This is a genomic window from Pseudomonas hefeiensis (assembly GCF_030687835.1).
Classification (GTDB): domain Bacteria; phylum Pseudomonadota; class Gammaproteobacteria; order Pseudomonadales; family Pseudomonadaceae; genus Aquipseudomonas; species Aquipseudomonas hefeiensis.
Map to the genome: position 1 here is coordinate 3,619,173 of NZ_CP117449.1, position 24,389 is coordinate 3,643,561.

Here is a 24,389-nt window from a genome sequence, read left to right on the forward strand (position 1 = left end):
GCGTGACAGAAGCCTTGAGTGTACGAAGCGGCGCCCGACTCACGAATGCTACTTGGGTAGCGGGTAGACGCTTCCATGGGAGGAGAACAGTGGCGGCCCCTGCCGCGATGCGCACGGCTGGGGCCACCACAAACTCCTCCAGGCTTACTCTGAACCGCTATTGTGGCGAGGGGATTTATCCCCGCCGGGTTGCGCAGCAACCCCCAATACCTGGCACCTCGGTGTGCCAGGTACAACGCACAGGCCGGGTTAGGGCCGCTCGCGGCCCAGCGGGGATAAATCCCCTCGCCACAGGGTTGTGCATTGCTCCCGATGGATCGTCTTTACCAGGTCAACACCGCCCCCACCGCAAAGGTGTCGGTGTCTTCGTTCTGGGCGCTGGTGTCGTGGCCGGCGATTTCGAACTGGTTGTATTCGGCCACGAGCTTGAGGTTGTCGTTGACGTCATGGAACAGCGCGATGCCACGGGTTTCATAGTCGGCGCCGCTGCCCACCACGCCATTGCCGTCATCCTCGGTCTTGCCGTAGGACAGCGCCAGGCGGTTCTTGCCGAGTTTGTAGGAGCCCTGCAACAGGTAGCCGGTGCTGTCGACATTGCGCAACGTCGCTTCGCCGGCATTGTTGGTGAAGAACGGGTTGATGCCCTTGGCCTGGAACCCCGACCCGGTGAGCGACAACCCGCCCATCTTCGCCTGTACGCCATAGCCCAGGCCTTTGGAGGTCACTGAATCGACCGTGGTGTCGGTGTTGTCCGAGGTCTGGTAGCTGCCGTTGAGCCAGCTGTAGATCTTCGCCCCGCCCAGGTCGAACTGGTAGGTCACCTCACTTTCAGTACGCGGATTCTCCTGGTAGGCCTTGCCGGTGGCACTGCTGTCGTTGGTGTCCACCGGGTCCATGATGCCCACCGCCACCCGCAGACCGTCCATCACCGGTGTACGGTAGGTGATCTGCGAGGTCGGGAACGGATACGGATAGCCGCTGCCGATGTTGCCGAACGACACGCCGCCACCGTCCACCAGCCCAAGCGTGTCGCTGACCTGGCCGTAACCGGCCAGCAACTCGTCCAGCAGAATGTTGGAGCGGGCGAACAGACCGAAGTCCTTGCCGATCAGCACTTCGCCCCACTGTGGGTTGGCGACGGTGCCGTAGAACTGCCGCACGTCGATGGCGGTGTCGGTGCCGTTGGTTTCGCTGTCGTTGATGGTCACCCAGAACGAGGCACGGGCGCCGAGCTTGAGGTCATCGACCTGCTTGCCCATGTTGAAGCCCAGGTAGTTGGGCAAGAAGCCCATCTTGACCCGCGACTGTCGACGGTCGAACTGTTCCCCTGCCCGGTCAACATCGCTGTTGACGTAAAAGGCGTTGATGTAGCCGTCGGTGGAAAAGGTGGTCTGGTCCTTGTCGTACAGCATGATTTCGGCCTGGGCCCACGGCGTCAGGCCAAGGGTCGAAAGACCGGCGATGACTGCAGGCAAAAAACGGTGGCGAGTATTTTTATTGTTGTGCATGGCGCGCTCCGCAACATGAGACGGGATGTCGGAGGCGATTATCGAAAGGCGTCAGGCCGCGTCATACGCTGCCTTGGAGGCAATTGGCGGATGCTTTGGAAGCGCCGGCCCGGCGCGGCAGTTTGGGTGTAAGACTGCGATGCCGACGGGCGCGGTACTTTGGGTGCGGGCCGCAGGGGGGGGCTGAGGAATGTAGGGTTGGTGCTGGAGTAGCACCGACTTGTAGCAAGGGGGTATCTGTGAGAGCAAGACCTGTAGGAAATCTGTGGGAGCAAGGCTTGCAGGAAGTTTGTGGGAGCAAGACCGGTAGGAAGGCTGTGGGAGCAAGGCCGGTAGGAAGTCTGTGGGAGCAAGGCCGGTAGGAAGTCTGTGGGAGCAAGGCTTGCCCGCGATGAACGATAACGCGGTTCAGCTGTTCGACCACGGCGCGGCTATCGCGGGCGAGCCTTGCTCCCACAGACCTTGCTCCCGCTGGCCTGTGCAGCTGGCCTGTGCAGCAGGCCCCTCTGCGGTGTATCAGAACCTCGGTTTGACGGCTTTCCAGTCCGGCTTGTAGCGCTGCATCTGCCGCACGTCGTCGCGCTGGCGGATGCCGCACCTGAGGAACTGCTCATGCAGCTTGGCCAGTTGATCGCGGTCCAGCTCCAGCCCAAGTCCCGGCGCACGGGTGATTTTCACGCAACCGTCGACAATCGGCAGCTTGCCGCCCTTGATCACCTCTTCATCCGGTTCCTGCCACGGGTAATGGGTGTCACAGGCGTAGTCCAGGTTCGGCACCGAAGCCGCGACGTGGGCCATGGCCATCAGGCTGATGCCCAGGTGGGAGTTCGAATGCATCGACACCCCCAGGCCAAAGGTGTCGCACATTTTCGCCAGCGCCTGGGTGTCTCGCAGCCCGCCCCAGTAATGGTGGTCGGCCAAGACGATCTGCACGCTGTTCAGCGCCACGCTACGACGAAACTCGTCGAAATCGGTGACCACCATATTGGTCGCCAGCGGCAGGCCGGTGCGTCTGTGCAGTTCGGCCATGCCCTCGAGCCCCGGCGTGGGATCTTCGTAGTATTGCAGGTCATCGCCCAGCAGCTCGGCCATGCGAATGGAGGTTTCCAGCGACCAGTTGCCATTGGGATCGATGCGCAGCGGGTAGCCGGGAAAAGCCTGTTTCAACGCCTTGATGCAGGCCACTTCGTGCTCCGGCTCCAGGGTGCCGGCCTTGAGCTTGATGCTCTTGAAGCCGTAGTCCTGGATCATGCGCCGGGCCTGGGCAACGATTTGCTGTTCGTTGAGCGCCTCGCCCCAACTGTCCGGCGGATACGGCGAATCAACGTGCTCGGCGTACTTGAAAAACAGATAGGCGCTGAACGGAATCTCATCACGAATCGCCCCGCCCAGCAGATCCACCAGCGGCACGTTCAGGTAATGGGCTTGCAGGTCCAGGCAGGCCACCTCAAACGCCGAGTAAGCATTGCTCACCGCCTTGCTCGCATGGGAACCCGGCGCCAGCTCCGCACCGGCAACGCTGGCGGGCCGGTGGGCGGCCACAGTGGCCTGGACGATGGCCCGCAACTGGTTGAGGTTGAACGGGTCCAGCCCGATCAACTGGCTTTGCAGTTGCTGCTGGATCGCCAGGGCCGGCGCATCGCCGTAACTCTCTCCCAGGCCGATGTAACCGTTGTCGCTCTCGATCTCGATGATCGAACGCAGCGCGTAGGGCTCATGAATGCCGCTGGCGTTGAGCAGCGGCGGATCGCGAAAGGCGATGGGTGTGACGGTGACGCGTGTGATTTTCATGCAGCGGCTCCGATCATTGTTTTTGTAGAGAACGGGCCGATGATGGACGGTGGGTATTGTTCCCGTCTAATCTAACTTGGCACTTGATTGATACCTGGATTGAATCAATGTTTGAACTGGCCCAGCTACGCTGCTTCACCACGGTGGCGACCGAACTCAATTTCCGTCGCGCCGCCGAACGTCTGAACATGACCCAGCCTCCGCTGAGCCGGCAGATCCAGTTGCTGGAACATCACCTGGGTGTCGAACTGTTCACCCGCAGCACTCGCAGCGTGGCGCTCACCGCCGCCGGGCGGGCGTTTTTCATCGAAGCGCAGAACCTGCTGGAGCAGGCGCAACAAGCCGCCGTGGCCGCCAAGCGGTTTGCCCAGGGCGACATCGGCTCGGTCACCATCAGCTTCGTCGGCAGCGCGGTGTATGAGTTTCTACCCAAGGTCATCGCCGAAGCCCGCCTGAAACAGCCCCAGGTAAAAATCGTCCTGTCGGAGATGAACACTTACCAGCAACACGAGGCCCTGCGCGCCCGCCGCATCGACCTGGGGATCGTCCGCTCGCCACTGCTGGAAACCGGCTACGCCACCGAGTGCCTGGTGCGCGAGCCGTTCGTCCTGGCAGTGCCTGTCGGGCATCCGCTGGCCAGTGCCGATTCGGTGGGCGTCGAGGATCTCGACGGTGAACCCTTCCTGATGTACTCCCACTCCGCCTACCCGCCCTTCAACGAACTGCTCACCGGCATGCTGCGCTCGGCCCGGGTCGCGCCACAGTTCGTGCAATGGCTGGGGTCCTCGCTGACGATCCTGGCACTGGTCAACGCCGGCATGGGCCTGGCGCTGGTGCCCCGGTGCGCTACCAGCGTGGTGTTCAGGCAGGTGGTGTTTCGCGAGATTGATCTGGGTGAAGGGGTGCAGAGCGAGTTGCACCTGGTATGGCGCCAGGACAATGACAACCCGGCGTTTGCCATGCTGCTGGAGGGGATTCGCGGGGCGGTTCGGGAAGGGTTGTGAAGGCGAAGCCACATTGCCCGTGCTGCTGGCTGACTCCGCAAGATGCACAGCGAGCCGTAAACCTTTTACTTGAAAAGCGGCTCAGACCTGCAGGTGAAGCGCATCCGCCATGGCTTCAATCTCTTGTCGCATCCACAATTTCTGCAACCAATGGGAGGGAATAGCCTGCACCCCATAAAATGCCCCTGCCACCTGACCGACAATGGCAGCGGTGGTGTCAGCGTCGTCGCCCAGGTTCGTCGCGGCCAGCACCGCATCAGTGAAACTGTCCGTCTGATGAAAGCACCACAGCGCCGCTTCCAAGGAAGCCACCGAATAACCAGTGCCTGACACTTCACTACGACCTTTTCCCTGATATGCCCCTTGGGCGAGCGCTATCACTTTAGCCTCGGTCAGTTGCTCGGACGACACATGCAACACATCCGCCTTTGAAGCGCCGGTCAATGCGTTGCCAATAACTTCGGCCAACACCTGGCAACACTCCACCGCCTCTGCTGCCCCATGGGTTGTGCGTGAACTCAGAGCCGCAAAATCGCGAATGCGTTTGCGATCCGGATAAAAGAACAGCACGACCGGTGCCAGTCGCATAAGCGAGCCGTTGCCAGCTGTATCAGGAGCGGTATCCCCCGCGAATGGGTCGCCATGGGACTGATAGCGTTCCAGTGCACCGCGCACGGTAAAACCAATGTCAAAACAATCACCCGTGGAACTCAGATAACCCCAATGCCACCAATTGAGGTATCGGCCCATCTGGTCAGCCGCATCAAAACCACGCTTTTGCAACAGGCTCTCAGCCAGACACAAAGCCATCGATGTGTCATCGGTCCATTGGCCAGGCTTGAGATTGAAGGGGCCGCCACCGACCATGTCGGTCACCGGGGTAAAGGAACCCCGTGGCTGGAATTCAACAGTCGTGCCAACGGCGTCACCACACGCCAAGCCCAGTAAGCATCCGCGATAGCGGTCTGAAAGTGTCGCAGACATCCTGATTCCTTCTGTTTCGAGTTCGTTCACACATGAGCTGCATGCAACCAGCGAGATGATAACGGCTGGACATGCCCAAGGAGCCGGAACGCAATCTTTTTTACGAAATCGAAACGTACATTCACTCGGCTGTTCCCCCACTCGAAGACAAGTTGTACGATGACGTACGAGCGCACTTCGCTCGCGTTCCTGATACCTACAACAACAAGGAAATCTCCATGAAAAAAGCCACATTGGTCATCAGCTTTCTGTGCCTGTTCAGCGGTTATGTAACCGCTGCCCCTTCACCGGCCGAACAGGAAGTGGCCCAGGCCGTCGACCATCTGACCCAAGCCATGCTGCACAAAGACATCCCACAACTTCAGGCACTGGCTGCCGAAAACCTGACCTACGGGCACTCCAGCGGGAAGATTCAGGACAAGAAAGCCTTCATTGCCGACATCGAAACTGGCAAGAGCGCGTTCAAGACCCTGGAGATGAAGGATCAGAAAATCACCCTGTCAGGCGATGTGGCCCTGGTGCGCAACCACTTCTCCGCGCAGGCGCTCAAGGGCACCGAAGTGGTCCCGACGGAAATCGAGAACTTTCTGATCTGGCAGAAGCAGAAGGATGGCAAGTGGTTGCTGATTGGGCGGCAGGCGTTTCGGTTCTGACCTAAAAATCTCCGTGGGCGCCGTTAGTTAACTTGAAGCGGCTGGGATTCAATGTGGCGAGGGGATTTAGCGAAACGTCGCACCGCCCCGCTGGGCTGCGAAGCAGCCCCAAACTGGCGATTCAGGTGTATCAGACAGAGCGCCAGGGGCCGCTTCGCGCGCCCAGCGGGGATAAATCCCCTCGCCACAGGTCACAGTTACTTCAATCCGCCGCCCATTGCTGGCGGTACTGCAGCAAGAAATCGACAAAGGCGCGCACCCGCTGCGGCACGTACCGACCGTGGGGATACAGCAAGGTGAACGGACGTGAGCGCCCCGCGAAAGGCGCAAGTACCTCCACCAATTGCCCGTTGGCCAGCTCCTGCTCCACGATGAATTTGTAGGTCTGGAACAAGCCGGCACCATGTTTGGCCAGCGTCACGCCGCCGAGCACATCGTCCGAACAGCAATAACCCCCTTCGCCGAACACCTCCTTTTCCTTGCCTTCGACATTGAACAACCAGGAAATCCGCCGCCCGCTGCTGGGCAATTCGAACTGAATGCACTCGTGATCGTCCAGGTCTTCAAGGACCTGCGGCGTGCCGGCCTTGCGCAAGTAATCCGGGGACGCGACCACCACCAGTTTCGCGTCTTCGAGCAGCCGGGCGATCATGGAGGAGTCTGGCTGGGCCCGCACCCGGATCGCCAGGTCATAACCCTCGGCCACGAAGTCGATGTTTCGGTTGCTCAGGTGAATGTCCACGGTCACTTGCGGGTACAGCGCCCGAAATGCCGGCAGCAACGGCAGGATCCGGTGATGAGCGTAAGTGGTGGGAAGACTGATGCGCAGTTGCCCGGACGGCACCGATTGAGCGCCCATCATTTCCTGTTGCGCCTCCACCAGTTGCGTCAGCGCTTGCCGGCATTGCTCGAAGTAGGTCTTGCCGGCTTCCGTCAGCCGGATGCTGCGTGTGGTGCGCACGAAAAGACGCGAACCCAGGCGCTCCTCCAGACGGAAAATCGAGCGACTCACCGCCGCCGGAGTCACCCCGGCTAGCTGGGCCGCCGCAGTGAAACTCCCTGCCTCCGCCGCCAGGCAGAACAGTTCTATGCTGCCCAACTGCAGGTCTTCGAAATGACGCTTCATGATTCGTTACACCGCGTATCAACTGAAGTTTCCAGACACCTGTTTATCAGCCGCAGGCGTATAAATATAGTGGCCCTCGTGGCGCGGGAACCGTCCTGCGCTCATTTCTCATCAGCAGGAGTGCATCATGCCTTTCGTCAACGTGCGTATTACCCGCGACGGCGTCACTCGCGAGCAGAAAGCCCAAGTCATTTCCGAAATCACTGAAACCCTCCAGCGGGTGCTGGGTAAGGATCCGCACTTGACCCACATCGTGATCGAGGAAGTCGATACCGATAACTGGGGTTACGCGGGTATGACGACGACGCAATACCGAAGCCTTCCCAAAGAGTGACGGTTCTACATTCCCGAGCCCGGTCCAACTGACCGGGCTTTCTTGTGCCTGGTGATTAACCCTGTGGGAGCGGGCTTGCTCGCGAATGCGGTGTATCAGTCAAAACTTCGGTGGCTGACCCACCGCATTCGCGAGCAAGCCCGCTCCCACACTAGCTGGTGGTGATCAAACAATTGATTACATGACGTATCAACTCAAGTACCAGCCCCCGTATTTATCAAACCAAAGCGCACCAATACCCTGATCTCAACCACCGCCAACATCGGCGCAACGGTTTCAATTCAACTGATCAGGAGTTCAATCATGAGCCTCAACAAAACCGTCATCATCACCGGCGCGTCCAGCGGCATCGGCCTGGGGCTGGTCCAGGCGTTCCTGGATCGGGGCTATAACGTGGTGGGCAATGCCCGCTCCCAATCCGGCCTGGACAGCGCCGCGCAACAGCTCGGCCATCAGGAGAATTTCATTGGCGTGGCCGGTGATATCGCTGACCCGGCCACTTCAACCCGGCTTATCGCCAAGGCCATCGAGGCTTTTGCAGCGGTTGACGGGCTGGTGAACAATGCCGGTTTCTTCCTGCCAAAACCCTTCATCGAATACAGCCCCCAGGACCTGGAAGCGCTGCTGGACACCAACCTCAAGGGTCTGGTCTTCGCCAGCCAGGCGGCTGCCGCGCACATGATCGGTCGTCAGCAAGGTTTCATCATCAACATCTCGGCCGCCGTGGCTCTGCAACCGAACATCCAGGTGCCGGCGGCGCTGCCGGTGTTGATCAAAGGTGGTGTCAACCAGATGACGCGTGCCCTGGCGCTGGAGCTGTCGCCTCACAACATCAAGGTCAACGCGGTTGCACCGGGCATCATTGACACGCCCATGCATGACCCGGCCCATCGCGAGTTTCTCAACCACCTGGCACCGGCCGGTCGCGTGGGTACCATCGAGGAAATTGCCGAGGCCGTGTTGTACCTGGCGGGCGCTGATTTCACGACGGGCGCGATACTGCCGGTAGACGGCGGGATGAGCACAGGCAAGTGGTAAACAGGCAAAAGAAAAACCCCGCAGGCACAACCTCCGGGGTTTTTATGAAGCACAGAACTTAGAGCGTGTAGGAGATGCCGGCCTGCACGGTTCGCGGTGCGCCTGGGTAGGCATAGACGTTACCGAAAGCGCCTTCTTCGTAGTCGGCGTCGAACAGGTTCTTCAAGTCCAGGTTGAGGCGGATCCGTTCGTTGACCTTGTAGTAACCGAGCAAGTCCACCACGGTGTAGCTGTCCATGGAGAACGCATTGGCTGCCGTCTGGCCGGCCCGCTCATCGACGTACTTGGCGCCCAGGCCGAGGCCCAGGCCTTTGAGGCCACCGTCCTGGAATTCGTAGACGTTCAACAGGCTGAAGGTGTTTTTGGGCACGTTGAGCAAGCGGGTGCCGGACGGGATATTGATGTCCTTGGTCACTTCGGCATCCACATACGCGTAACCACCAATCACGCGCCATTGCGGCGTCAAATTGCCCGCCACGTTCAGGTCAAAACCACGGCTGCGCACTTCGCCAGCGGCCACGCTAAAGGTGGAATCCACTGGGTCAGTGGTGAGCACATTACGTTTTTCGATCTGGTACACCGCCGCATCGACACTCAACTGACGATCCAGGGCTTCCCACTTGACCCCCATCTCATAAGACTTGCCCTCTTCCGGCTTGAACCCGCCGCCTTCGCGACTGGCACCGTTGTTGGGTTTGAACGAGCGTGCGGTATTGGCATAGACAGCCACGGTGTCGGTCAGATCGTAGATCACACCCAGGCGCGGGGTGACGGCGCTGTCGGTGACGTCCCAGTTTCGACTGCCAGGCGGGTTCTGAGGGACAAAACTCTCGTACTGATGCTCGAACCGCTCAAAACGCGCCCCGGCCAACAGCTTCAAGCGCTCAGTCAGCGCCACCTGATCCTGCACGAACACACCAAACGTCTTGAGGTTTTCCTGGTCATCTGTGGGTGTGCGCGTTAACGCCGGGCGTGGCTGGCCATACACCGGATCGAAGATATCGATCGGATAAGCACTGCTCCCCGCGGCGGAACGTTTGATGATGGACTGGTAGTCGTAGTCTTCATACTCGATGCCGGTCAACAGCGTGTGCTCGAACCCTCCCGTGGAAAAATGCCCGGTGAGGTTGAGTTGGGTGTCCCGGTCAGTCCACTCCAGTTTGCGATAGTTGAAATTGCGCCCCAGGGTACGCCCGTCGGCGGCGATGCCGTTGCCTTCCACCGCGTTGCCCTGCAGGGTGCCGTCGAGCCATTGGGTACCGCCGGCCAGGGTCCAGTCGTCGTTGAGCATGTGCTCGAAACGCACCTGGAGCATGTTGTTGTCGTTGTGCAATTTGCCAGCGTCTTTTTCGCCGAAGAACGTATCGCGCGAGGCGGTGCCGCGCTGGCCAGCGTAATGGGTCAGGCCACGGTCCAGCGGCGCATTGTTGCGCATGAAGTCGCCTTCGAAGGTCAGGCGCGTGGTGTCGTTGACCTGCCAGGTCACCACCGGCGCGATGCCGTAGCGCTCGGTCTCGACGTGATCACGGAACGTATCGCCGCCCTCGCCCACCACGTTCAGGCGATAAGCCAGGCGCCCTTCTTCGTCCAGCGGGCCTGAGGCATCCAGGGTGCCGCGGCGCATGCCCTGGTCGCTGACCTGGCTGCCCAGGGTCACGGTGCGTTCGGCCAATGGCTGCTTGGACACCACGTTGAAGGTGCCGCCCGGATCGCCGCGACCGTACAGCATCGTCGCTGGGCCGCGCAGCACTTCCAGGCGCTCGATGGTGTTGGCATCTGGCATGTTCGGGTAACCGCGGTTGATCGGAAAACCGTTGCGGTAGAACTCGCCCGTGGTAAAGCCGCGGACCGTGAATGTGGTCAGGCCCTGGCCGCCGAAGTTGTTCGCCCTGCCGACCCCGCCTGCGTAATCAAGCGCGTCTTGCAGCCGGGTGGCGCTGAGGTCTTCCACCACGTCGCGCGAAACCACGGAAATGGACTGTGGGGTTTCATGAATCGCCGTGTCGGTACGTGTCGCGCTGGCCGAACGGGTGGCGCGATAGCCCTTCACCGGACCTTGTGCCGATTCATAGTCGGCGTTACCGACGATATCCGTGGCTTGCAACTCAAGGGAGGCTGGTTTGGCAGGGACTGGCTGTTCGGCCCAGGTGGAAACGGAATAAGCCTGAAGCACACACAGTGAAACGAGAATCCGACGCATCGATGCACAATCCTAATGGAAAAAAGCCTCCACACCGGGAGGCTGACAAGAATGTGTCGCGAAAGATACAGCAACTCATTACTGTTTGATATTTATTCCCATTAGTGCCGGGTGTGTTTGTGACTGCTTAGTCAGCCATCGCGAGCAAGCTTTGCTCCCACAGGGATCTTCGGCGGGTACAAGTCTTGTGATTGGCCCCTGCTCTCCCCTGTGGGAGCAAAGCTTGCTCGCAATGGCGCCAGAACAATCTCCCACGGCTGAACACAAACCCTTGCCTGCCAGGCTGCAGGAGTGGTGTAGGAGCGGTGCAGAGTCCCCTGGGACACTACGCCCGGCAAAGTCGTATACCATATCCCCAACCAAGCCAAACGACCGCCGCCGTGACCTTATCCAAGTTCAATCTGCCTGACCTGGGCAACACCCCTTCCACTTCGGAAATCATCACCCGCCATCTGCGCGAAGCCATCGTGGCCGGGCATTTTGCCGAGGACGAGCCCATTCGCCAGGACGACATCGCCCGGCAGTTCAACGTCAGCAAGATTCCCGTACGCGAAGCCCTCAAGCGCCTCGAAGCCGAGGGACTGGTGATGTTCCAGCGCAATCGCGGGGCGATGGTCACGCGCATTTCCGAAGCGGAGCTGGCGCAGATGTTCGAGGTGCGAATGCTGCTGGAAGACAAGGTGCTGCGCCTGGCAATTCCCAACATGACCGAAGCGACGTTTGCTCGCGCCGAGGGCATCTGCCAGGAATTCATCGGCGAGGACGACGTGGGCCGGTGGGCCGAACTCAACTGGCAACTGCATGCCTGCCTCTACGAGCCGGCGCAACGGCCCTTCCTGGTGAATTTGATCCGCTCAGTCCACGACAAGCTGGAACGCTACCTGCGCATGCAGATGAGCCTTTCGGCCGGCAAGGAGCGCGCTGACCACGAGCACCGGGAAATTATTGCGGCCTGCCGCGCCGGTGATGTGGAGCGGGCGGTGAAGTTACTGGACGAACACATCGCCGGTGTTTGCAAGACGCTGTTCGAGTTCCTGCCCTCCAGTCATTGATGCGCCGCTACTGTGCCGATTTCGTCATGAGCGCTGGCTAAATTCATCAAGCCGCCAGGCTCCTGCACGGGCCACGCTTACCGTCATTCATCTGAACGGACGTGGCCCCCCATGAAACGCATCACCGTGATCGATTCCCATACCGGCGGCGAACCGACCCGCCTGGTCACCGACGGTTTTCCCGACCTGGGCCAAGGCAGCATGGCCGAGCGCCGCCAGCGCCTGGCAACACAGTACGACGCCTGGCGCACCGCTTGCGTGCTGGAACCGCGGGGCAGCGATGTGCTGGTGGGGGCGCTGCTCTGTGAACCGCAGGATCCGAGCGCCTGTGCCGGGGTGATCTTCTTCAATAACAGCGGCTACCTGGGCATGTGCGGCCACGGCACCATCGGCCTGGTGACGTCACTGGCACACCTGGGCAAGATTGGCCCTGGCGTACACACCGTCGAAACCCCGGTGGGCACGGTACAAGCGACCTTGCATGAGGATCGTTCGGTCAGCGTACGCAATGTGCCGGCCTACCGTTACCGCAAGGCCCTGAGCCTGGAGGTGCCCGGGATCGGCCCGGTGGTGGGCGATGTGGCCTGGGGCGGCAACTGGTTTTTCCTGATCGCCGATCATGGCCAGCGCGTGGCGGGCGACAATCTCGACGCGCTGACCGCCTACACCTACGCCGTGCAGCAGGCCCTGGAGCAGCAAGGGTTACGGGGTGAGGACGGTGGCCTGATCGATCACATCGAACTGTTCGCCGATGACCCGCAAGCCGACAGCCGCAACTTCGTGCTCTGCCCCGGCAAAGCATATGACCGCTCCCCATGCGGCACCGGCACCAGCGCTAAACTGGCGTGCCTGGCCGCTGACGGAAAACTGCAACCCGGGCAGATCTGGCGCCAGGCCAGTGTCATTGGCAGTGAATTCGAAGGCTCCTATGAACTCGACGGCGAGCGCATCGTGCCGACCATTCGCGGCCGCGCCTATATCAGCGCCGAAACCACGCTGGTCATTGAGCCGGATGATCCCTTCGCCTGGGGCATCACTCCGTGAACGCAGACCACGTCGCCGATGTGATCATCATCGGTGCCGGCATCATCGGCGCCGCGTGCGCCCGGACGTTGGCCCGGCGAGGCTTGAAGGTCCTGGTACTCGATGCCGGTTGGCACGGCGCCACAGCCGCCGGCATGGGCCACTTGCTGGTGCTGGACGACAACCCGGCGGAACTGGCCCTCAGTCAATATTCCCTGCAGCGCTGGCGTCAGTTGGCCCCGGCCCTGCCCGACGCCTGCGCGTGGCGTAACAACGGCACCCTGTGGCTGGCGGCCAATGCCGAGGAAATGGCCGTCGCCCATAGCAAGTACCTGAACCTGCTGGCCCATGGCGAAGACTGCGAGCTGATGGGTCGTGCGGCCCTGCAGCAGCGTGAGCCGCAACTGCGCGAAGGTCTGGAGGGCGGCCTGCTGATCAAGGGCGACGCAATCCTGTACGCGCCGGCTGCCGCGCGCTGGATGCTGGACGCGGCCAATATCGATCAGCAGCGCGCCCAGGTCGTTGAAGTGGACGGCCATCGGGTGCGTCTTGAGGATGGTCGCTGGTTGAACGCAGAAGCGGTGATTCTCGCCAATGGCATCCAGGCCACCGAGCTGTGCCCGGAGTTGCCGATCGAAGCCAAGAAGGGCCATTTGTTGATCACCGATCGTTACCCCGCCACCGTCTCCCACACCCTGGTGGAGCTGGGGTATGTCACCAGCGCCCACAACGCCAGCGGTCCATCGGTGGCGTGCAATATCCAGCCGCGCCCGACCGGGCAACTGTTCATCGGTGCCTCGCGGCAGTTCGGCACCGTCGACCCGCAAGTGGAAGGCTGGATGCTGGCAAAGATGCTCAAGCGTGCCGTCGATTACCTGCCAGGCCTGGCACACCTGAACGGCATCCGCGCCTGGACCGGTTTTCGCGCCGCCAGCCCCGACGGCCTGCCGCTGGTGGGGCAACATCCGCAACGCCAGGGTTTGTGGCTGGCAGTGGGGCACGAAGGGCTGGGCGTAACGACAGCCCTCGCGACGGCCGACCTGCTGGCCGCGCAACTGTTCAACGAAACATCGCCGCTTGCGGCGCAACCGTACCTGCCACAACGTTTTCTGGGAGAACCGGCTCATGCCTGATCTGTTTCTGGACGGTCGCCCGCTCACTGTCGTCAGCGGCACCAGCGTCGCCGCCGCCCTCGCCCTGGGAGCCGACGGTTGCAGCCGCACTTCGGTCAGCGGCCAGCGCCGCGCGCCCTTGTGCGGTATGGGCATTTGCCAGGAATGCCGGGTGATGATCGATGGCCATCGGCGCCTGGCCTGCCAAACGCTGTGCCGCGAGGGCATGCAGGTGCAAACACGACCATGAACGAAACCACCGACCTGTTGATCATCGGCGCCGGCCCCGCCGGCATGGCTGCCGCCCTGGCCGCGGCAAACAGCGGCACGCGCATTGTGCTGCTGGACGATAACCCGTTGCCGGGCGGGCAGATCTGGCGCGACGGCCCCCAGGCTCACCTCCCCGCCGAGGCCCGACGTCTGCGCAACGCATTACAGGCCTGCGCCAATGTGCGCTGCCACGCCGGCACCCGAGTCATCGCCTGCGCCGCCGATAAAACCCTGTTGGTGGAAGATGCCGAGCGCGGCTGGCAGATTACCTACGAGCGCTTGATCCTGTGTACCGGCGCGCGCGAACTGCTGCTGCCCTTCCCCGGCTGGACGCTGCCGGGGGTGACCGCTGCCGGTGGTTTACAAGCGTTGATCAAAAGTGGTCTGCCAGTGCGCGGCGAACGGCTGGTGATCGCCGGCAGCGGGCCGTTGCTGCTGGCCTGCGCCGCCACCGCCAAGCATCAAGGAGCGCAGGTGCTGCGGATCGCCGAGCAGGCCAGTCGCGGCGCCGTCGCCGGTTTCGCCGCACAGTTGCCACGCTGGCCGGGTAAGTTTTTGCAGTCGTTCAGCCTTTTCGATCCACACTACCGCACCGGCACTCATGTGCTGGAGGCCCTGGGTCGCGAGCGGCTTGAAGGCGTGCGCTTGCTGCACCAGGGCCAGACGCTTGAACTGGCCTGCGACCGTCTTGCCTGTGGTTTCGGGCTCATTCCCAATACTCAGCTCGGCCAGGCCCTGGGCTGCGGTCTTGAAGGCCAGGCATTGGCTGTTGACGCCTGGCAAGCGACCACCCGCCGCGATCATTACGCCGCCGGAGAATGCACCGGGTTCGGTGGCAGCGAACTGGCGCTGGTGGAAGGCGCCATCGCCGGCCACAGCGCCGTCGGCAATAACGTCGCCGCCCAACGCTTGTGGCCTCGCCGAGCACGCTGGCAAGGTTTCGCCCGGGCTTTGAACAAGGCCTTCGCCCTGAACGCGCGACTCAAGACCCTGGCCCGGGACGACACGCTGGTGTGCCGCTGCGAAGACGTGCCGTATGGCGAGTTGGCCGGCCACCAAAACTGGCGCGCAGCAAAATTGGCGAGCCGGTGCGGCATGGGCGCCTGCCAGGGCCGGGTCTGCGGTGCCGCGCTGGAACATCTGTTCGGCTGGACCTCACCGACGCCGCGCCCGCCCTTCAGCCCGGCGCGGATCGAGACGTTGCTGCATCTGGAAGAACCCCCGACAACCTGAGGCCACACCAAATCCTTCTGTGGGAGCGGGCTTGCTCGCGAATGCGTCGGCATATCCGGCATCGATGCAAGCTGACCCACCGCTTTCGCGAGCAAGCCCGCTCCCACAGTGGACCGCGTTAGGCCTGGACTTCCTGCCTCGATGACTTTGCCCCTATGATCCCTGCGTCCCCTCAGAAACCTGACGCCATGTACCCCACGCTCACGTCCTTCGCCCCCTGCGATCTGCCTACCCTGCTCAGCAGCCTGCAACCCATCGCGCCGTTGCTCGACACCCTGTCGGACGTGGTGTTTTTCATCAAGGACAGGCAAGCCCGCTACGCCTTCGTCAACCAGACCCTGGCCCGGCGTTGCGGCTTCAAACAAAGCGCTGACCTGCTGGGGCTCACCGCCGAGCAGGTCTTTCCCGAGCGTTTCGGCCCGCTGTACACCGAACAGGACCGACGGGTGCTGGCCAGCGGTCGGGAACTGGCCGACCAGCTCGAATTGCACCTGTATTACGGCAATCAACCGGTGTGGTGCCTGACCCATAAACTCGCCCTGCACGAGCCGAACGGCCAGATCGTCGGCCTGGCCGGCGTTTCCCGGGACCTGCAACTGCCACAGTCAAGCCACCCGGCGTTCCAGAAACTGGCGGCGGTGGATGCCCATATCAAGCAGCACTTCGCCCACCCCATCAGCCTTGCCGACCTGACCACCATCGCCGGATTGTCGGTGGCGCAATTGGAGCGCCACTGCAAGCGCATCTTCCAGCTCACGCCCCGGCAGATGATCCACAAAGCGCGGTTGGAAGAAGCCTCGCGGTTATTACTGGACCACGACCTGCCCATCACCGAAATCGCCTTGCGCTGCGGCTATACCGATCACAGTGCGTTCAGCCGGCAGTTCCGCGCCTTGACCAGCCTTTCGCCCAGCCAGTATCGCGAAAATCAGCGCTGATCGGTGTTCCCTGGTGGGGCATAGAGCCCCGCGACTGCTCCTATCTGTAACACCGCACTGAAGCATTAATGGCGCCCGGCGCAGCACCGTGTCTTTTAATGCAAGCACATCAATGCCTTACCGATGGCCACCGAGTCTATCTCAAACAGGCACGCTGATTGCTTAATCTAATATCGTATACGAAATCCTCAATACGATATCTCACCGCATTTATTCGACAGCGAGGCATTTATGAAAAACCCTGCACTGGCCGTAGCCCTGAGCGTTGCCCTCACGCCCCTTTTCATCGCCACCGCTCACGCCGACAAACTCGACGACATCATCGGCACCGGCAAACTGCGCTGCGCCGTGACCCTGGACTTTCCGCCCATGGGTTTTCGTGACGCAGGCAATAAACCGGCTGGTTTTGACGTGGACTACTGCCACGACCTGGCGAAAGTCCTCGGCGTGGAGGCCGAAGTGGTGGAAACGCCGTTCCCGGACCGCATCCCGGCGCTTATTTCCGGCCGTGCGGACGTAATCGTCGCCTCCACCTCCGACACCCTGGAACGGGCCAAGACCGTGGGCCTGACCGTGCCCTACTTCGCATTCCAGATGGTGGTGCTGACCCGCGACGACACCGGCATCAACAGCTACGACGACCTCAAGGGCAAGCCCTTGGGTAACACCAGCGGCACCTATGAAGCCATCGCCCTGGAAAAAGACCAGAAAAGTTGGGGCAGCGGCAGTTTCCGCGCCTACCAGTCGCAGAACGACACGCTGCTGGCCGTCGCCCAGGGACACATCGATGCGACCGTGGTGACCAACACCGTGGCGGCCGCGACCATCAAGTCGGGCAAGTACAAGAACCTGAAAATCGCAGGCAACGCGCCCTATGTCATCGACTACGTGTCCCTTGGCGCCAAGCGCAACGAGTACGGGCTGATCAACTACCTCAACCTCTTCGTCAACCAGCAGGTGCGCACCGGCCGTTACAAGGAGCTGTTCGTCAAATGGGTGGGCAGCGACATCCCGCCGGCCGACCTGGTCGTGCCGCAGGTTTACTACTGAGGATTGGAGCATGCCAAGCACGCCTACCCGTGTGACGGGCCGAAGTCTGGTGGAGGGTGCCGCCCAGGGCGCCCTGCTGTACGCCGAGGTGGGCCTGAGCTTCTGGGGCGGGGTCGATCCGGCCAGCGGCGAGGTCATTGATCGCCATCATCCGCTGAGCGGCGAACGCCTGGCCGGGCGCGTGCTGGCGATTCCCAGCGGGCGCGGCTCCTGCACCGGCAGCAGCGTGCTGATGGAGCTGATCAGCAACGGCCACGCACCTGCCGCTCTGGTGCTGGCCGAGGCCGATGAAATCCTGACCCTGGGCGTGCTGATGGCGCAGGTGATTTTCCAGCGTTCCCTACCGGTGGTGTGTGTCGGGCACGAGGCCTTCAAGCGGTTGCGCGGCCAGGGTTTTGTGCGCATTGAAGGCGCTTGCCTGACCTTGTCGGGTCAGCGTCCCCACGATGGCTGGCATGGGGCGGACGTCCCAATAACCGCACTCAACTGTTCAACCATCAGCCTCAGTGAACAGGACCAGGCGCTGCTGGACGGCACCCACGGCAAGGCGGCCCAGGTCGCGATGCACATTGTATTGCGCATGGCCGAGATCCAGGGTGCCACACAACTGTTGGATGTAACCCAGGCCCACATCGATGGCTGCATCTATACCGGCCCGGCCAGCCTGCGTTTTGCCGAACAACTGGTGCAGTGGGGCGCGAAGGTGCGCGTGCCCACCACCCTCAATTCAATCTCCGTGGACCAGCGGCGCTGGCGGGAACTGGGTGTCGACCCGGCCCTGGGTGAGCCGGCCAGCGCCTTGGGTGATGCTTACATGGCAATGGGTGCGCAGTTGAGTTACACCTGTGCCCCCTACCTGCTCGACAGCGCGCCCAAGGCTGGCGAGCAAATCGTCTGGGCCGAATCCAACGCCGTGGTCTACGCCAACAGCGTGCTCGGTGCCCGCACGCAGAAGTACCCGGACTTCCTGGACATCTGCATCGCCCTCTGCGGCCGCGCGCCATTGACCGGCTGCCATCTTGACGCGCAGCGCAAAGCCACGCTGATTATCGACGTGCCACCGCCGGGCCTCGTGGACGACAGTTTTTATCCGCTGCTGGGCTATCACATCGGCAGCCTGACGGGCCGGCGCATTCCGCTGATCCGCGGCCTGGAGCACGCGGCCCCCACGCGGGATGACTTGAAAGCCTTCGGTGCCGCGTTCGCCACCACCAGCGCCGCGCCGCTGTTCCACATCGCCGGGGTGACGCCCGAGGCCCTCGACCCTGCCGACGTCCTGGCGCCGGGTATCAGCTTGGCGCAGGACACTGTCAGCGCTGCCGGCCTGCTCGCCAGTTGGCGCGAACTCAATAGCGCCCGGCACCGCCATGTGGACGTGGTCTCCCTGGGCAACCCGCATTTTTCCCTCAGCGAATTCGCCGCCCTGTCGGCCCTGTGCGCAGGCCGCCACAAACATCCGGAAGTGGTGCTGGCGATCACCTGTGGCCGAGCGGTACTGGAACAGGCTCGCGAGGCGGGCCATCTGCAGGCCATCGAAGCGTTTGGTGCGCTGCTGGTCACCGACACCTGCTGGTGCATGTTGGGTGAGCCGGTCATTCCGCCCGACGCCACCACCCTGATGACCAACTCCGGCAAGTACGCCCATTACGCACCGGGCCTGGTCGGTCGCGGCGTTCACTTTGCCAGCCTCGCGCAGTGCATCGAAGCCGCGTGCAGCGCAACGGCCAACGGTCAACCGCCGACGTGGCTGCAACCGACTGTTCGCACGGGGAGCCCTACCGATGTTTGACTACAGTTTCCAGTGGCGCCCAGCCTTGCGTGCCCTGCCCGACATGCTCGCCGGGGCCTGGGTCACCTTCGAGACCGCGGCGTTGTCGATGATCTTCGGCGTGCTGATCGCCCTGATGTTGACGGTGATGCGCCAGGCCCGCCATCCCCTGTTGCGTGGCGTGGGCAATGGCTGGGTGTCGATCGCCCGCAACACGCCCTCGCTGTTCCAGATCTACATCCTCTACTTCGGCCTCGGCTCCCTCGGGCTGCACATCAGTTCCTGGCTGGCGTTGCTGGCCGGGATCACCTTCAACAACGCCGGTTACCTGGCGGAAAACTTTCGCGGCGGCCTCAAGGCCGTGCCCAGTACACAGATGCGCGCCGCCCGCTCCCTGGGCATGAGCGCCTGGCAGGCCTACCGGATGATCATCGTGCCGCAACTGCTGCGCATCGTGTTCTACCCGCTGACCAACCAGATGGTCTGGGCAGTGCTGATGACCTCCCTAGGTGTGGTCGTGGGCCTGAACAACGACCTCACCGGTGTGACTCAGGAATACAACGTCAAGACTTTCCGCACCTTCGAATACTTCGCCCTCGCGGCGGTGCTGTATTACCTGATCGCCAAGCTGATCGTCGGGCTGGCCCGGCTGTTGTCCTGGCGCCTGTTCCGTTATTGAGTGTTTCGTTATTGAGGGCTCGTCATGTTTGAAACCAGCCTCACCGTTAACGACCTGCTGTTCTTGCTCGACGGGGCCTGGGTCACGCTGCAACTGACCGCCTGGTCGATCCTGCTGGGCTCCCTGGCCGGCTTGCTGTTCGGCCTGCTGCGGGCATTGCTGCCGCGGGCCAGCCTGCCACTGGCCTGGGTACTGGACGTATTTCGCAGCGTACCGCTGCTGATCCAGTTCGTGCTGTTCAACGCCCTCAAGAGCATCGTCGGCCTGAACCTGAGCGCCTTCGCGGTCGGGTGCATCGTGCTCGGGGTCTACGCCGCTGCGTACTTCACCGAGATCGTGCGCGGTGGTGTGCTGGCGGTGCCGTTGAGTACACGGCGGGCCAGTCGCTCCCTGGGCCTGAGTTACCTGCAGGATCTGCGCTACATCGTCCTGCCGATTGCCACGCGGGTTGCCTTCCCTGGCTGGCTGAACCTGGTGTTGGGCGTGATGAAAGACACCGCGCTGGTGATGTGGATCGGCATCGTCGAACTGCTGCGCGCCTCGCAAACCATCGTCACCCGCATCCAGGAACCACTGCTGGTGCTGTGCATCGCGGGCCTCATTTACTACGTCATGAGCCTGGTGGTCGCCCGCCTTGGCGCACGTCTGGAAAGAAGGTGGCAGGAAAATGATTGAGATCGAGAACGTACACAAATCCTTCGGCGAGGCTGGAAGTAGTCAAGGGCGTGAGCCTGACGGTGGACAAAGGCGAAGTGGTGTCGATCATCGGCGGCTCCGGCTCCGGTAAATCGACCCTGCTGATGTGCATCAATGGTCTGGAGCCGATCCACAAAGGCAGCATCCGCGTGGACGGCATCGAGGTCCACGACCGCGCCACCGACCTGAACCGCTTGCGGCAAAAGATTTGGCATCGTGTTCCAGCAATGGAACGCTTTCCCCCACCTGACGGTGCTGGAAAACGTGATGCTGGCACCGCGCAAGGTGCTGGGCAAAAGCAAGCAGGACGCCGAAGCGCTGGCGCTGCAACAGCTGGAGCATGTGGGCCTGGGGGACAAGCTCAAGGCCTTCCCCGGAAAGCTTTCCGGTGGTCAACAACAGCGCATGGCGATCGCCCGGGCCCTGGCGATGTCCCCAGACTACATGCTCTTCGACGAAGCCACCTCGGCCCTGGACCCGCAACTGGTGGGCGAAGTGCTGGACACCATGCGCATGCTCGCCGAAGACGGCATGACCATGGTGCTGGTGACCCACGAGATCCGCTTCGCCCGGGACGTGTCCGACCGCGTGGCGTTCTTCTGCGACGGGCGGGTCCATGAAATCGGGCCGCCGGACCAGGTGATTGGCAACCCTGTGCAGCCGGAGACGGCGGCGTTTCTCAAGTCGGTGAAATAGCGGATGGCCCCATCGCGAGCAGGCTCGCTCCCACACTGATTTGTGTACGCCACAGACCTCTGTGGGAAAGGCTTGCCCCCAGCCACAGAACGCTGTGGGAGCAAGGCTTGCCCGCGATGAGGCCCTATAAGACAACACAAGGATCGCCCCCATGCGCTCATCGAAAATCATCCATGTAGTCAGCTGCCATGCCGAAGGCGAAGTCGGCGACGTCATTGTCGGCGGCGTCGCCCCGCCGCCCGGCGCCACCGTATGGGAACAGTCACGCTGGATCGCCCAGGACCAGACCCTGCGTAACTTCGTGCTTAACGAGCCCCGTGGTGGCGTATTCCGCCACGTCAACCTGCTGGTGCCCGCCAAAGACCCACGGGCGCAGATGGCCTGGATCATCATGGAACCGGCCGACACACCGCCGATGTCCGGTTCCAACTCGTTGTGCGTCGCCACCGTGTTGCTGGACAGCGGCATCCTGCCGATGACCGAACCCCAGACGCGCTTGGTCCTCGAAGCGCCCGGCGGGCTGATCGAAGCGGTGGCCGACTGCCGCGATGGCAAAGTCCAGCGCGTGGAAATCAGGAACGTGCCCTCCTTCGTCGACCGCCTCGATGCCTGGATCGAAGTCGAGGGGCTGGGTTCGCTGCAGGTGGACACCGCCTACGGCGGCGACAGTTTCGTCATCGTCGACGCCCAGCGCCTGGGTTTTGCCATCCGCCCCGATGAAGCGGCCGAGTTGGTGGCCGCGGGGCTGAAAATCACCCGGGCCGCCAACGAACAACTGGGCTTTGTGCATCCTTTGAACCCCGACTGGTCGCATATCTCGTTTTGCCAGATCGCCGCGCCTATCGTCCTGGAGCACGGCATCGCCAGCGCTGCCAACGCCGTGGTGATCCAGCCCGGCAAGATCGATCGCTCCCCCACCGGCACCGGTTGCTCGGCGCGCATGGCGGTGTTGCACGCCAAGGGGTTGATGCAGGTGGGTGAGCGCTTCATCGGCCGCTCGATCATCGGCTCCGAGTTCCACTGCCGTATCGACTCGCTGACCGAAGTGGCCGGGCGTCCGGCGATTTATCCGTGCATCGCCGGGCGCGCGTGGATCACCGGCACGCATCAGTTGCTGCTCGACCCAGCCGATCCGTGGCCCGAGGGCTACCGGCTTTCGGATACTTGGCCGGGCGCATGACTTTCGAACTTTGCACATCCCCCTGTGGCGAGGGGATTTATCCCCGCTGGGCTGCGAAGCAGCCCCTCTGGATTCCACTGACACACCGAGTTGCCTGTATCAGGACCGCTTCGCGGCCCAACGGGGATAAATCCCCTCACCACATACCCATAACCGGAGACAACCATGAGTAAACGCATCAACTGGAGCGGTGTATTCCCTGCCGTCACCACGCAGTTCAACGATGACTTTTCCATCAATCTGGAAAAAACCCATCAAGTGATTTCCAACGTCATCCGCGATGGCGTGTCAGGCCTGGTGGTCTGCGGCTCGGTGGGGGAAAACACCTCCCTGAGCGCCGAGGAGAAAATTGCCGTGACTGAAGTGGCGGTGGATGCTGCCCGGGGCCGGGTGCCGGTGATCTGCGGCGTGGCCGAGTTCACTAGCGTGCAGGCGGCCAAGGTCGCCAACGCGGTGCGCCAGGTTGGCGTTGACGGCGTGATGCTGATGCCGGCGCTGGTCTATGGCTCCAAGCCGTTCGAGACCGCCGAGCATTTCCGCTACGTGGCCCGGCATGCCGACGTGCCGCTGATGGTCTACAACAACCCGCCGATCTACAAGAATGACGTGACCCCGGACATCCTGATTTCCTTGGCCGATTGCGACAACGTAGTGTGTTTCAAGGATTCGTCCGGCGACACCCGGCGTTTCATCGACGTGCGCAATGAAGTCGGCGACCGGTTTGTGTTGTTCGCAGGCCTGGACGACGTGGTGCTGGAAAGCCTGGCCGTGGGTGCCGAAGGCTGGGTCTCGGGGATGTCCAACGTGTTCCCCCAAGAAGGCGAAACCATTTTCCGCCTGGCCCGCGCCGGGCGTTTTGCCGAAGCGATGCCGATCTACGAATGGCTGATGCCGATCCTGCACCTGGACGCCCGCGCCGACCTGGTGCAGTGCATCAAACTGTGCGAAGCCATTGCCGGTCGCGGCAGCGCCCTCACCCGCCCACCGCGCCTGGCGCTGCCGGAGGAGGATCGCGTGTATGTCGAGCAGATCATGGCCAAGGCCCTGGCCAATCGGCCGGTGTTGCCGGATGTGGGGCTTTAAGGTCCGCCTCTTCCCGAAGCGGATGAAATCCATGTGGGAGCGAGCCTGCTCGCGATAGCGGTCTGTCTGATATGACTATGCTGCATGTGTCGCCGTCTTCGCGAGCAAGCCCGCTCCCACAGGATGGGTGGTGGATACCGAATCGTGAACACACGCAATAAAACTGTGGGAGCGGGCTTGCTCGCGATAGCGGTCTGTCTGATATGACTATGCTGCATGTGCCGCCATCATCGCGAGCAAGCCCGCTCCCACAGGATGGGTGGTGGATACCGAATCGTGAACACACGCAATAAAACTGTGGGAGCGAGCCTGCTCGCGATAGCGGTTTGTCTGAATCGACTATGCTGGATGTGCCGCCATCATCGTGAGCAAACTCGCACACAAGGTGCCCCATGAACTATTTCCTGGCCCAGGCCCTGAACAATCAGTGGGCCAATCACCGACTACTCATTGCCTGCGCGCAGTTGAGCGAGGCCGAATATGAGGCACCGCGCACGGGGTTCTTCCCGTCCATCCAAGCCACGCTTTGCCACATCCTGGAAGTGGACCGCTATTACCTCACCGCACTGGAAGGCGACCGTGACGGCCAGATAAAGGACTTCTCCCAGACCCTGGCCTTTGCCCAACTGCTGCACAACCAAACTCAAACCGACCAGCGGCTGGTGGCGTTCTGCAAGGCCCTGCGGGTAAAAGACCTCGCCCGCTTCGTCAATCTGGTGCGTGTCGACGGTGTGGTGCGCGAACGAATCGACCGGCTGCTGTTGCACCTGTTCGAACATCAGATCCATCATCGCGGACAGGTCCACACCATGCTCAGCGCCGCCCATGTCAAGCCGCCGCAACTCGATGAATTCTTCCTCGACTGCGACCGCAAGTTTCGCGAAGAAGAGGAGCAGCCACTGCAACTCGGCGAAGACCGCGTCTGGCGCAACTACCTGCCAGACTGAACCGATGATCCAACAGGAGACCTG

The 24,389-nt window shown here is 62.1% G+C and carries 22 protein-coding genes and 1 pseudogene; 18 read left to right on the forward strand and 5 right to left on the reverse strand.

Features of this window, described 5'->3' with window-relative positions; genetic code table 11:
• Positions 1 to 323 precede the first annotated feature (323 nt).
• On the reverse strand, positions 324 to 1,508 hold the full coding sequence (locus PSH57_RS16090) for a porin (RefSeq protein ID WP_305415918.1): 1,185 nt from the start codon (positions 1,506 to 1,508) through the stop codon (positions 324 to 326).
• 516 nt (positions 1,509 to 2,024) lie between these two features.
• Positions 2,025 to 3,299, reverse strand: a complete 1,275-nt coding sequence (locus tag PSH57_RS16095; RefSeq protein ID WP_305415920.1) for a glucarate dehydratase family protein — start codon at positions 3,297 to 3,299, stop codon at positions 2,025 to 2,027.
• Positions 3,300 to 3,406: 107 nt separating this feature from the next.
• Here PSH57_RS16095 and PSH57_RS16100 point away from each other — a divergent pair, with 107 nt between their 5' ends.
• On the forward strand, positions 3,407 to 4,303 hold the full coding sequence (locus PSH57_RS16100) for a LysR family transcriptional regulator (protein ID WP_047228988.1): 897 nt from the start codon (positions 3,407 to 3,409) through the stop codon (positions 4,301 to 4,303).
• Positions 4,304 to 4,384: 81 nt separating this feature from the next.
• Here PSH57_RS16100 and PSH57_RS16105 read toward each other — a convergent pair whose 3' ends face one another.
• Positions 4,385 to 5,287, reverse strand: a complete 903-nt coding sequence (locus PSH57_RS16105) for an ADP-ribosylglycohydrolase family protein (protein ID WP_305416698.1) — start codon at positions 5,285 to 5,287, stop codon at positions 4,385 to 4,387.
• Positions 5,288 to 5,505: 218 nt separating this feature from the next.
• On the opposite strand from PSH57_RS16105, the gene PSH57_RS16110 reads away from it, so the two are divergent.
• Positions 5,506 to 5,940, forward strand: a complete 435-nt coding sequence (locus tag PSH57_RS16110; protein WP_305384111.1) for a nuclear transport factor 2 family protein — start codon at positions 5,506 to 5,508, stop codon at positions 5,938 to 5,940.
• 202 nt (positions 5,941 to 6,142) lie between these two features.
• Here PSH57_RS16110 and PSH57_RS16115 read toward each other — a convergent pair whose 3' ends face one another.
• Positions 6,143 to 7,066 carry a LysR family transcriptional regulator gene (locus PSH57_RS16115; protein ID WP_305384113.1) on the reverse strand — a complete coding sequence of 308 codons (924 nt, stop codon included), beginning with the start codon at positions 7,064 to 7,066 and terminating at the stop codon, positions 6,143 to 6,145.
• A gap of 127 nt (positions 7,067 to 7,193) precedes the next feature.
• Between PSH57_RS16115 and PSH57_RS16120 the strand changes: the two genes are divergently transcribed.
• On the forward strand, positions 7,194 to 7,400 hold the full coding sequence (locus tag PSH57_RS16120; RefSeq protein ID WP_003202537.1) for a tautomerase family protein: 207 nt from the start codon (positions 7,194 to 7,196) through the stop codon (positions 7,398 to 7,400).
• 303 nt (positions 7,401 to 7,703) lie between these two features.
• Positions 7,704 to 8,438, forward strand: coding sequence for an SDR family NAD(P)-dependent oxidoreductase (locus PSH57_RS16125; RefSeq protein ID WP_305384115.1), 735 nt, complete (start codon positions 7,704 to 7,706; stop codon positions 8,436 to 8,438).
• Positions 8,439 to 8,496: 58 nt separating this feature from the next.
• On the opposite strand, the gene PSH57_RS16130 is transcribed toward PSH57_RS16125, so the two are convergent.
• Positions 8,497 to 10,638 carry a TonB-dependent siderophore receptor gene (locus tag PSH57_RS16130; protein ID WP_305384116.1) on the reverse strand — a complete coding sequence of 714 codons (2,142 nt, stop codon included), beginning with the start codon at positions 10,636 to 10,638 and terminating at the stop codon, positions 8,497 to 8,499.
• Positions 10,639 to 11,018: 380 nt separating this feature from the next.
• On the opposite strand from PSH57_RS16130, the gene PSH57_RS16135 reads away from it, so the two are divergent.
• From PSH57_RS16135 to PSH57_RS16200, 14 genes and pseudogenes are all read left to right on the forward strand, one after another.
• Complete coding sequence (locus tag PSH57_RS16135; RefSeq protein WP_305384117.1) at positions 11,019 to 11,690, forward strand: GntR family transcriptional regulator; 672 nt, start codon at positions 11,019 to 11,021, stop codon at positions 11,688 to 11,690.
• A gap of 111 nt (positions 11,691 to 11,801) precedes the next feature.
• Positions 11,802 to 12,734, forward strand: a complete 933-nt coding sequence (locus PSH57_RS16140; RefSeq protein WP_305384118.1) for a 4-hydroxyproline epimerase — start codon at positions 11,802 to 11,804, stop codon at positions 12,732 to 12,734.
• Entirely contained in the window at positions 12,731 to 13,846 is a 1,116-nt protein-coding gene (locus tag PSH57_RS16145; RefSeq protein ID WP_305384120.1) for an NAD(P)/FAD-dependent oxidoreductase, read from the forward strand. The genes PSH57_RS16140 and PSH57_RS16145 overlap by 4 nt, the downstream gene beginning before the upstream one ends.
• Positions 13,839 to 14,075, forward strand: a complete 237-nt coding sequence (locus PSH57_RS16150; RefSeq protein ID WP_305384121.1) for a 2Fe-2S iron-sulfur cluster-binding protein — start codon at positions 13,839 to 13,841, stop codon at positions 14,073 to 14,075. The genes PSH57_RS16145 and PSH57_RS16150 overlap by 8 nt, the downstream gene beginning before the upstream one ends.
• Entirely contained in the window at positions 14,072 to 15,328 is a 1,257-nt protein-coding gene (locus PSH57_RS16155) for an NAD(P)/FAD-dependent oxidoreductase (RefSeq protein WP_305384123.1), read from the forward strand. The genes PSH57_RS16150 and PSH57_RS16155 overlap by 4 nt, the downstream gene beginning before the upstream one ends.
• Positions 15,329 to 15,516: 188 nt before the next feature.
• Positions 15,517 to 16,266, forward strand: a complete 750-nt coding sequence (locus PSH57_RS16160; RefSeq protein WP_305384125.1) for an AraC family transcriptional regulator — start codon at positions 15,517 to 15,519, stop codon at positions 16,264 to 16,266.
• 231 nt (positions 16,267 to 16,497) lie between these two features.
• The gene (locus PSH57_RS16165; RefSeq protein WP_305384126.1) at positions 16,498 to 17,316 is read left to right on the forward strand and encodes an ABC transporter substrate-binding protein; all 819 of its coding nucleotides are present in this window, start codon (positions 16,498 to 16,500) and stop codon (positions 17,314 to 17,316) included.
• 10 nt (positions 17,317 to 17,326) lie between these two features.
• A complete protein-coding gene (gene lhpI / locus PSH57_RS16170) occupies positions 17,327 to 19,105 on the forward strand; it encodes a cis-3-hydroxy-L-proline dehydratase (protein ID WP_305384127.1) in 1,779 nt (592 codons plus the stop codon).
• Positions 19,098 to 19,763 (forward strand): amino acid ABC transporter permease, encoded by a 666-nt coding sequence (locus tag PSH57_RS16175; protein ID WP_305384128.1) that lies wholly within the window; start codon positions 19,098 to 19,100, stop codon positions 19,761 to 19,763. The genes lhpI and PSH57_RS16175 overlap by 8 nt, the downstream gene beginning before the upstream one ends.
• A gap of 24 nt (positions 19,764 to 19,787) precedes the next feature.
• Entirely contained in the window at positions 19,788 to 20,438 is a 651-nt protein-coding gene (locus PSH57_RS16180; RefSeq protein ID WP_305384129.1) for an amino acid ABC transporter permease, read from the forward strand.
• Positions 20,431 to 21,155 (forward strand): annotated as a pseudogene (locus PSH57_RS16185) (amino acid ABC transporter ATP-binding protein). The gene PSH57_RS16180 and the pseudogene PSH57_RS16185 overlap by 8 nt, the downstream one beginning before the upstream one ends.
• 151 nt (positions 21,156 to 21,306) lie before the next feature.
• Positions 21,307 to 22,335, forward strand: coding sequence for a trans-3-hydroxy-L-proline dehydratase (locus tag PSH57_RS16190; RefSeq protein WP_305384132.1), 1,029 nt, complete (start codon positions 21,307 to 21,309; stop codon positions 22,333 to 22,335).
• Between the two features lie 165 nt (positions 22,336 to 22,500).
• Entirely contained in the window at positions 22,501 to 23,418 is a 918-nt protein-coding gene (locus PSH57_RS16195) for a dihydrodipicolinate synthase family protein (RefSeq protein ID WP_305384133.1), read from the forward strand.
• A gap of 392 nt (positions 23,419 to 23,810) precedes the next feature.
• Complete coding sequence (locus tag PSH57_RS16200; RefSeq protein ID WP_305384134.1) at positions 23,811 to 24,365, forward strand: DinB family protein; 555 nt, start codon at positions 23,811 to 23,813, stop codon at positions 24,363 to 24,365.
• The last annotated feature ends 24 nt before the right edge of the window (positions 24,366 to 24,389 follow it).

Coding starts and splice junctions, on each gene's coding strand:
- PSH57_RS16175 (WP_305384128.1), top strand. CDS start 19,098: ATGTTTGACTACAGTTTCCAGTGGCGCCCAGCCTTGCGTGCCCTGCCC.
- PSH57_RS16195 (WP_305384133.1), top strand. CDS start 22,501: ATGAGTAAACGCATCAACTGGAGCGGTGTATTCCCTGCCGTCACCACG.
- PSH57_RS16165 (WP_305384126.1), top strand. CDS start 16,498: ATGAAAAACCCTGCACTGGCCGTAGCCCTGAGCGTTGCCCTCACGCCC.
- PSH57_RS16190 (WP_305384132.1), top strand. CDS start 21,307: ATGCGCTCATCGAAAATCATCCATGTAGTCAGCTGCCATGCCGAAGGC.
- PSH57_RS16150 (WP_305384121.1), top strand. CDS start 13,839: ATGCCTGATCTGTTTCTGGACGGTCGCCCGCTCACTGTCGTCAGCGGC.
- lhpI (WP_305384127.1), top strand. CDS start 17,327: ATGCCAAGCACGCCTACCCGTGTGACGGGCCGAAGTCTGGTGGAGGGT.
- PSH57_RS16140 (WP_305384118.1), top strand. CDS start 11,802: ATGAAACGCATCACCGTGATCGATTCCCATACCGGCGGCGAACCGACC.
- PSH57_RS16200 (WP_305384134.1), top strand. CDS start 23,811: ATGAACTATTTCCTGGCCCAGGCCCTGAACAATCAGTGGGCCAATCAC.
- PSH57_RS16115 (WP_305384113.1), bottom strand. CDS start 7,066: ATGAAGCGTCATTTCGAAGACCTGCAGTTGGGCAGCATAGAACTGTTC.
- PSH57_RS16095 (WP_305415920.1), bottom strand. CDS start 3,299: ATGAAAATCACACGCGTCACCGTCACACCCATCGCCTTTCGCGATCCG.
- PSH57_RS16155 (WP_305384123.1), top strand. CDS start 14,072: ATGAACGAAACCACCGACCTGTTGATCATCGGCGCCGGCCCCGCCGGC.
- PSH57_RS16130 (WP_305384116.1), bottom strand. CDS start 10,638: ATGCGTCGGATTCTCGTTTCACTGTGTGTGCTTCAGGCTTATTCCGTT.
- PSH57_RS16110 (WP_305384111.1), top strand. CDS start 5,506: ATGAAAAAAGCCACATTGGTCATCAGCTTTCTGTGCCTGTTCAGCGGT.
- PSH57_RS16120 (WP_003202537.1), top strand. CDS start 7,194: ATGCCTTTCGTCAACGTGCGTATTACCCGCGACGGCGTCACTCGCGAG.
- PSH57_RS16180 (WP_305384129.1), top strand. CDS start 19,788: ATGTTTGAAACCAGCCTCACCGTTAACGACCTGCTGTTCTTGCTCGAC.
- PSH57_RS16125 (WP_305384115.1), top strand. CDS start 7,704: ATGAGCCTCAACAAAACCGTCATCATCACCGGCGCGTCCAGCGGCATC.
- PSH57_RS16105 (WP_305416698.1), bottom strand. CDS start 5,287: ATGTCTGCGACACTTTCAGACCGCTATCGCGGATGCTTACTGGGCTTG.
- PSH57_RS16160 (WP_305384125.1), top strand. CDS start 15,517: ATGTACCCCACGCTCACGTCCTTCGCCCCCTGCGATCTGCCTACCCTG.
- PSH57_RS16100 (WP_047228988.1), top strand. CDS start 3,407: ATGTTTGAACTGGCCCAGCTACGCTGCTTCACCACGGTGGCGACCGAA.
- PSH57_RS16090 (WP_305415918.1), bottom strand. CDS start 1,508: ATGCACAACAATAAAAATACTCGCCACCGTTTTTTGCCTGCAGTCATC.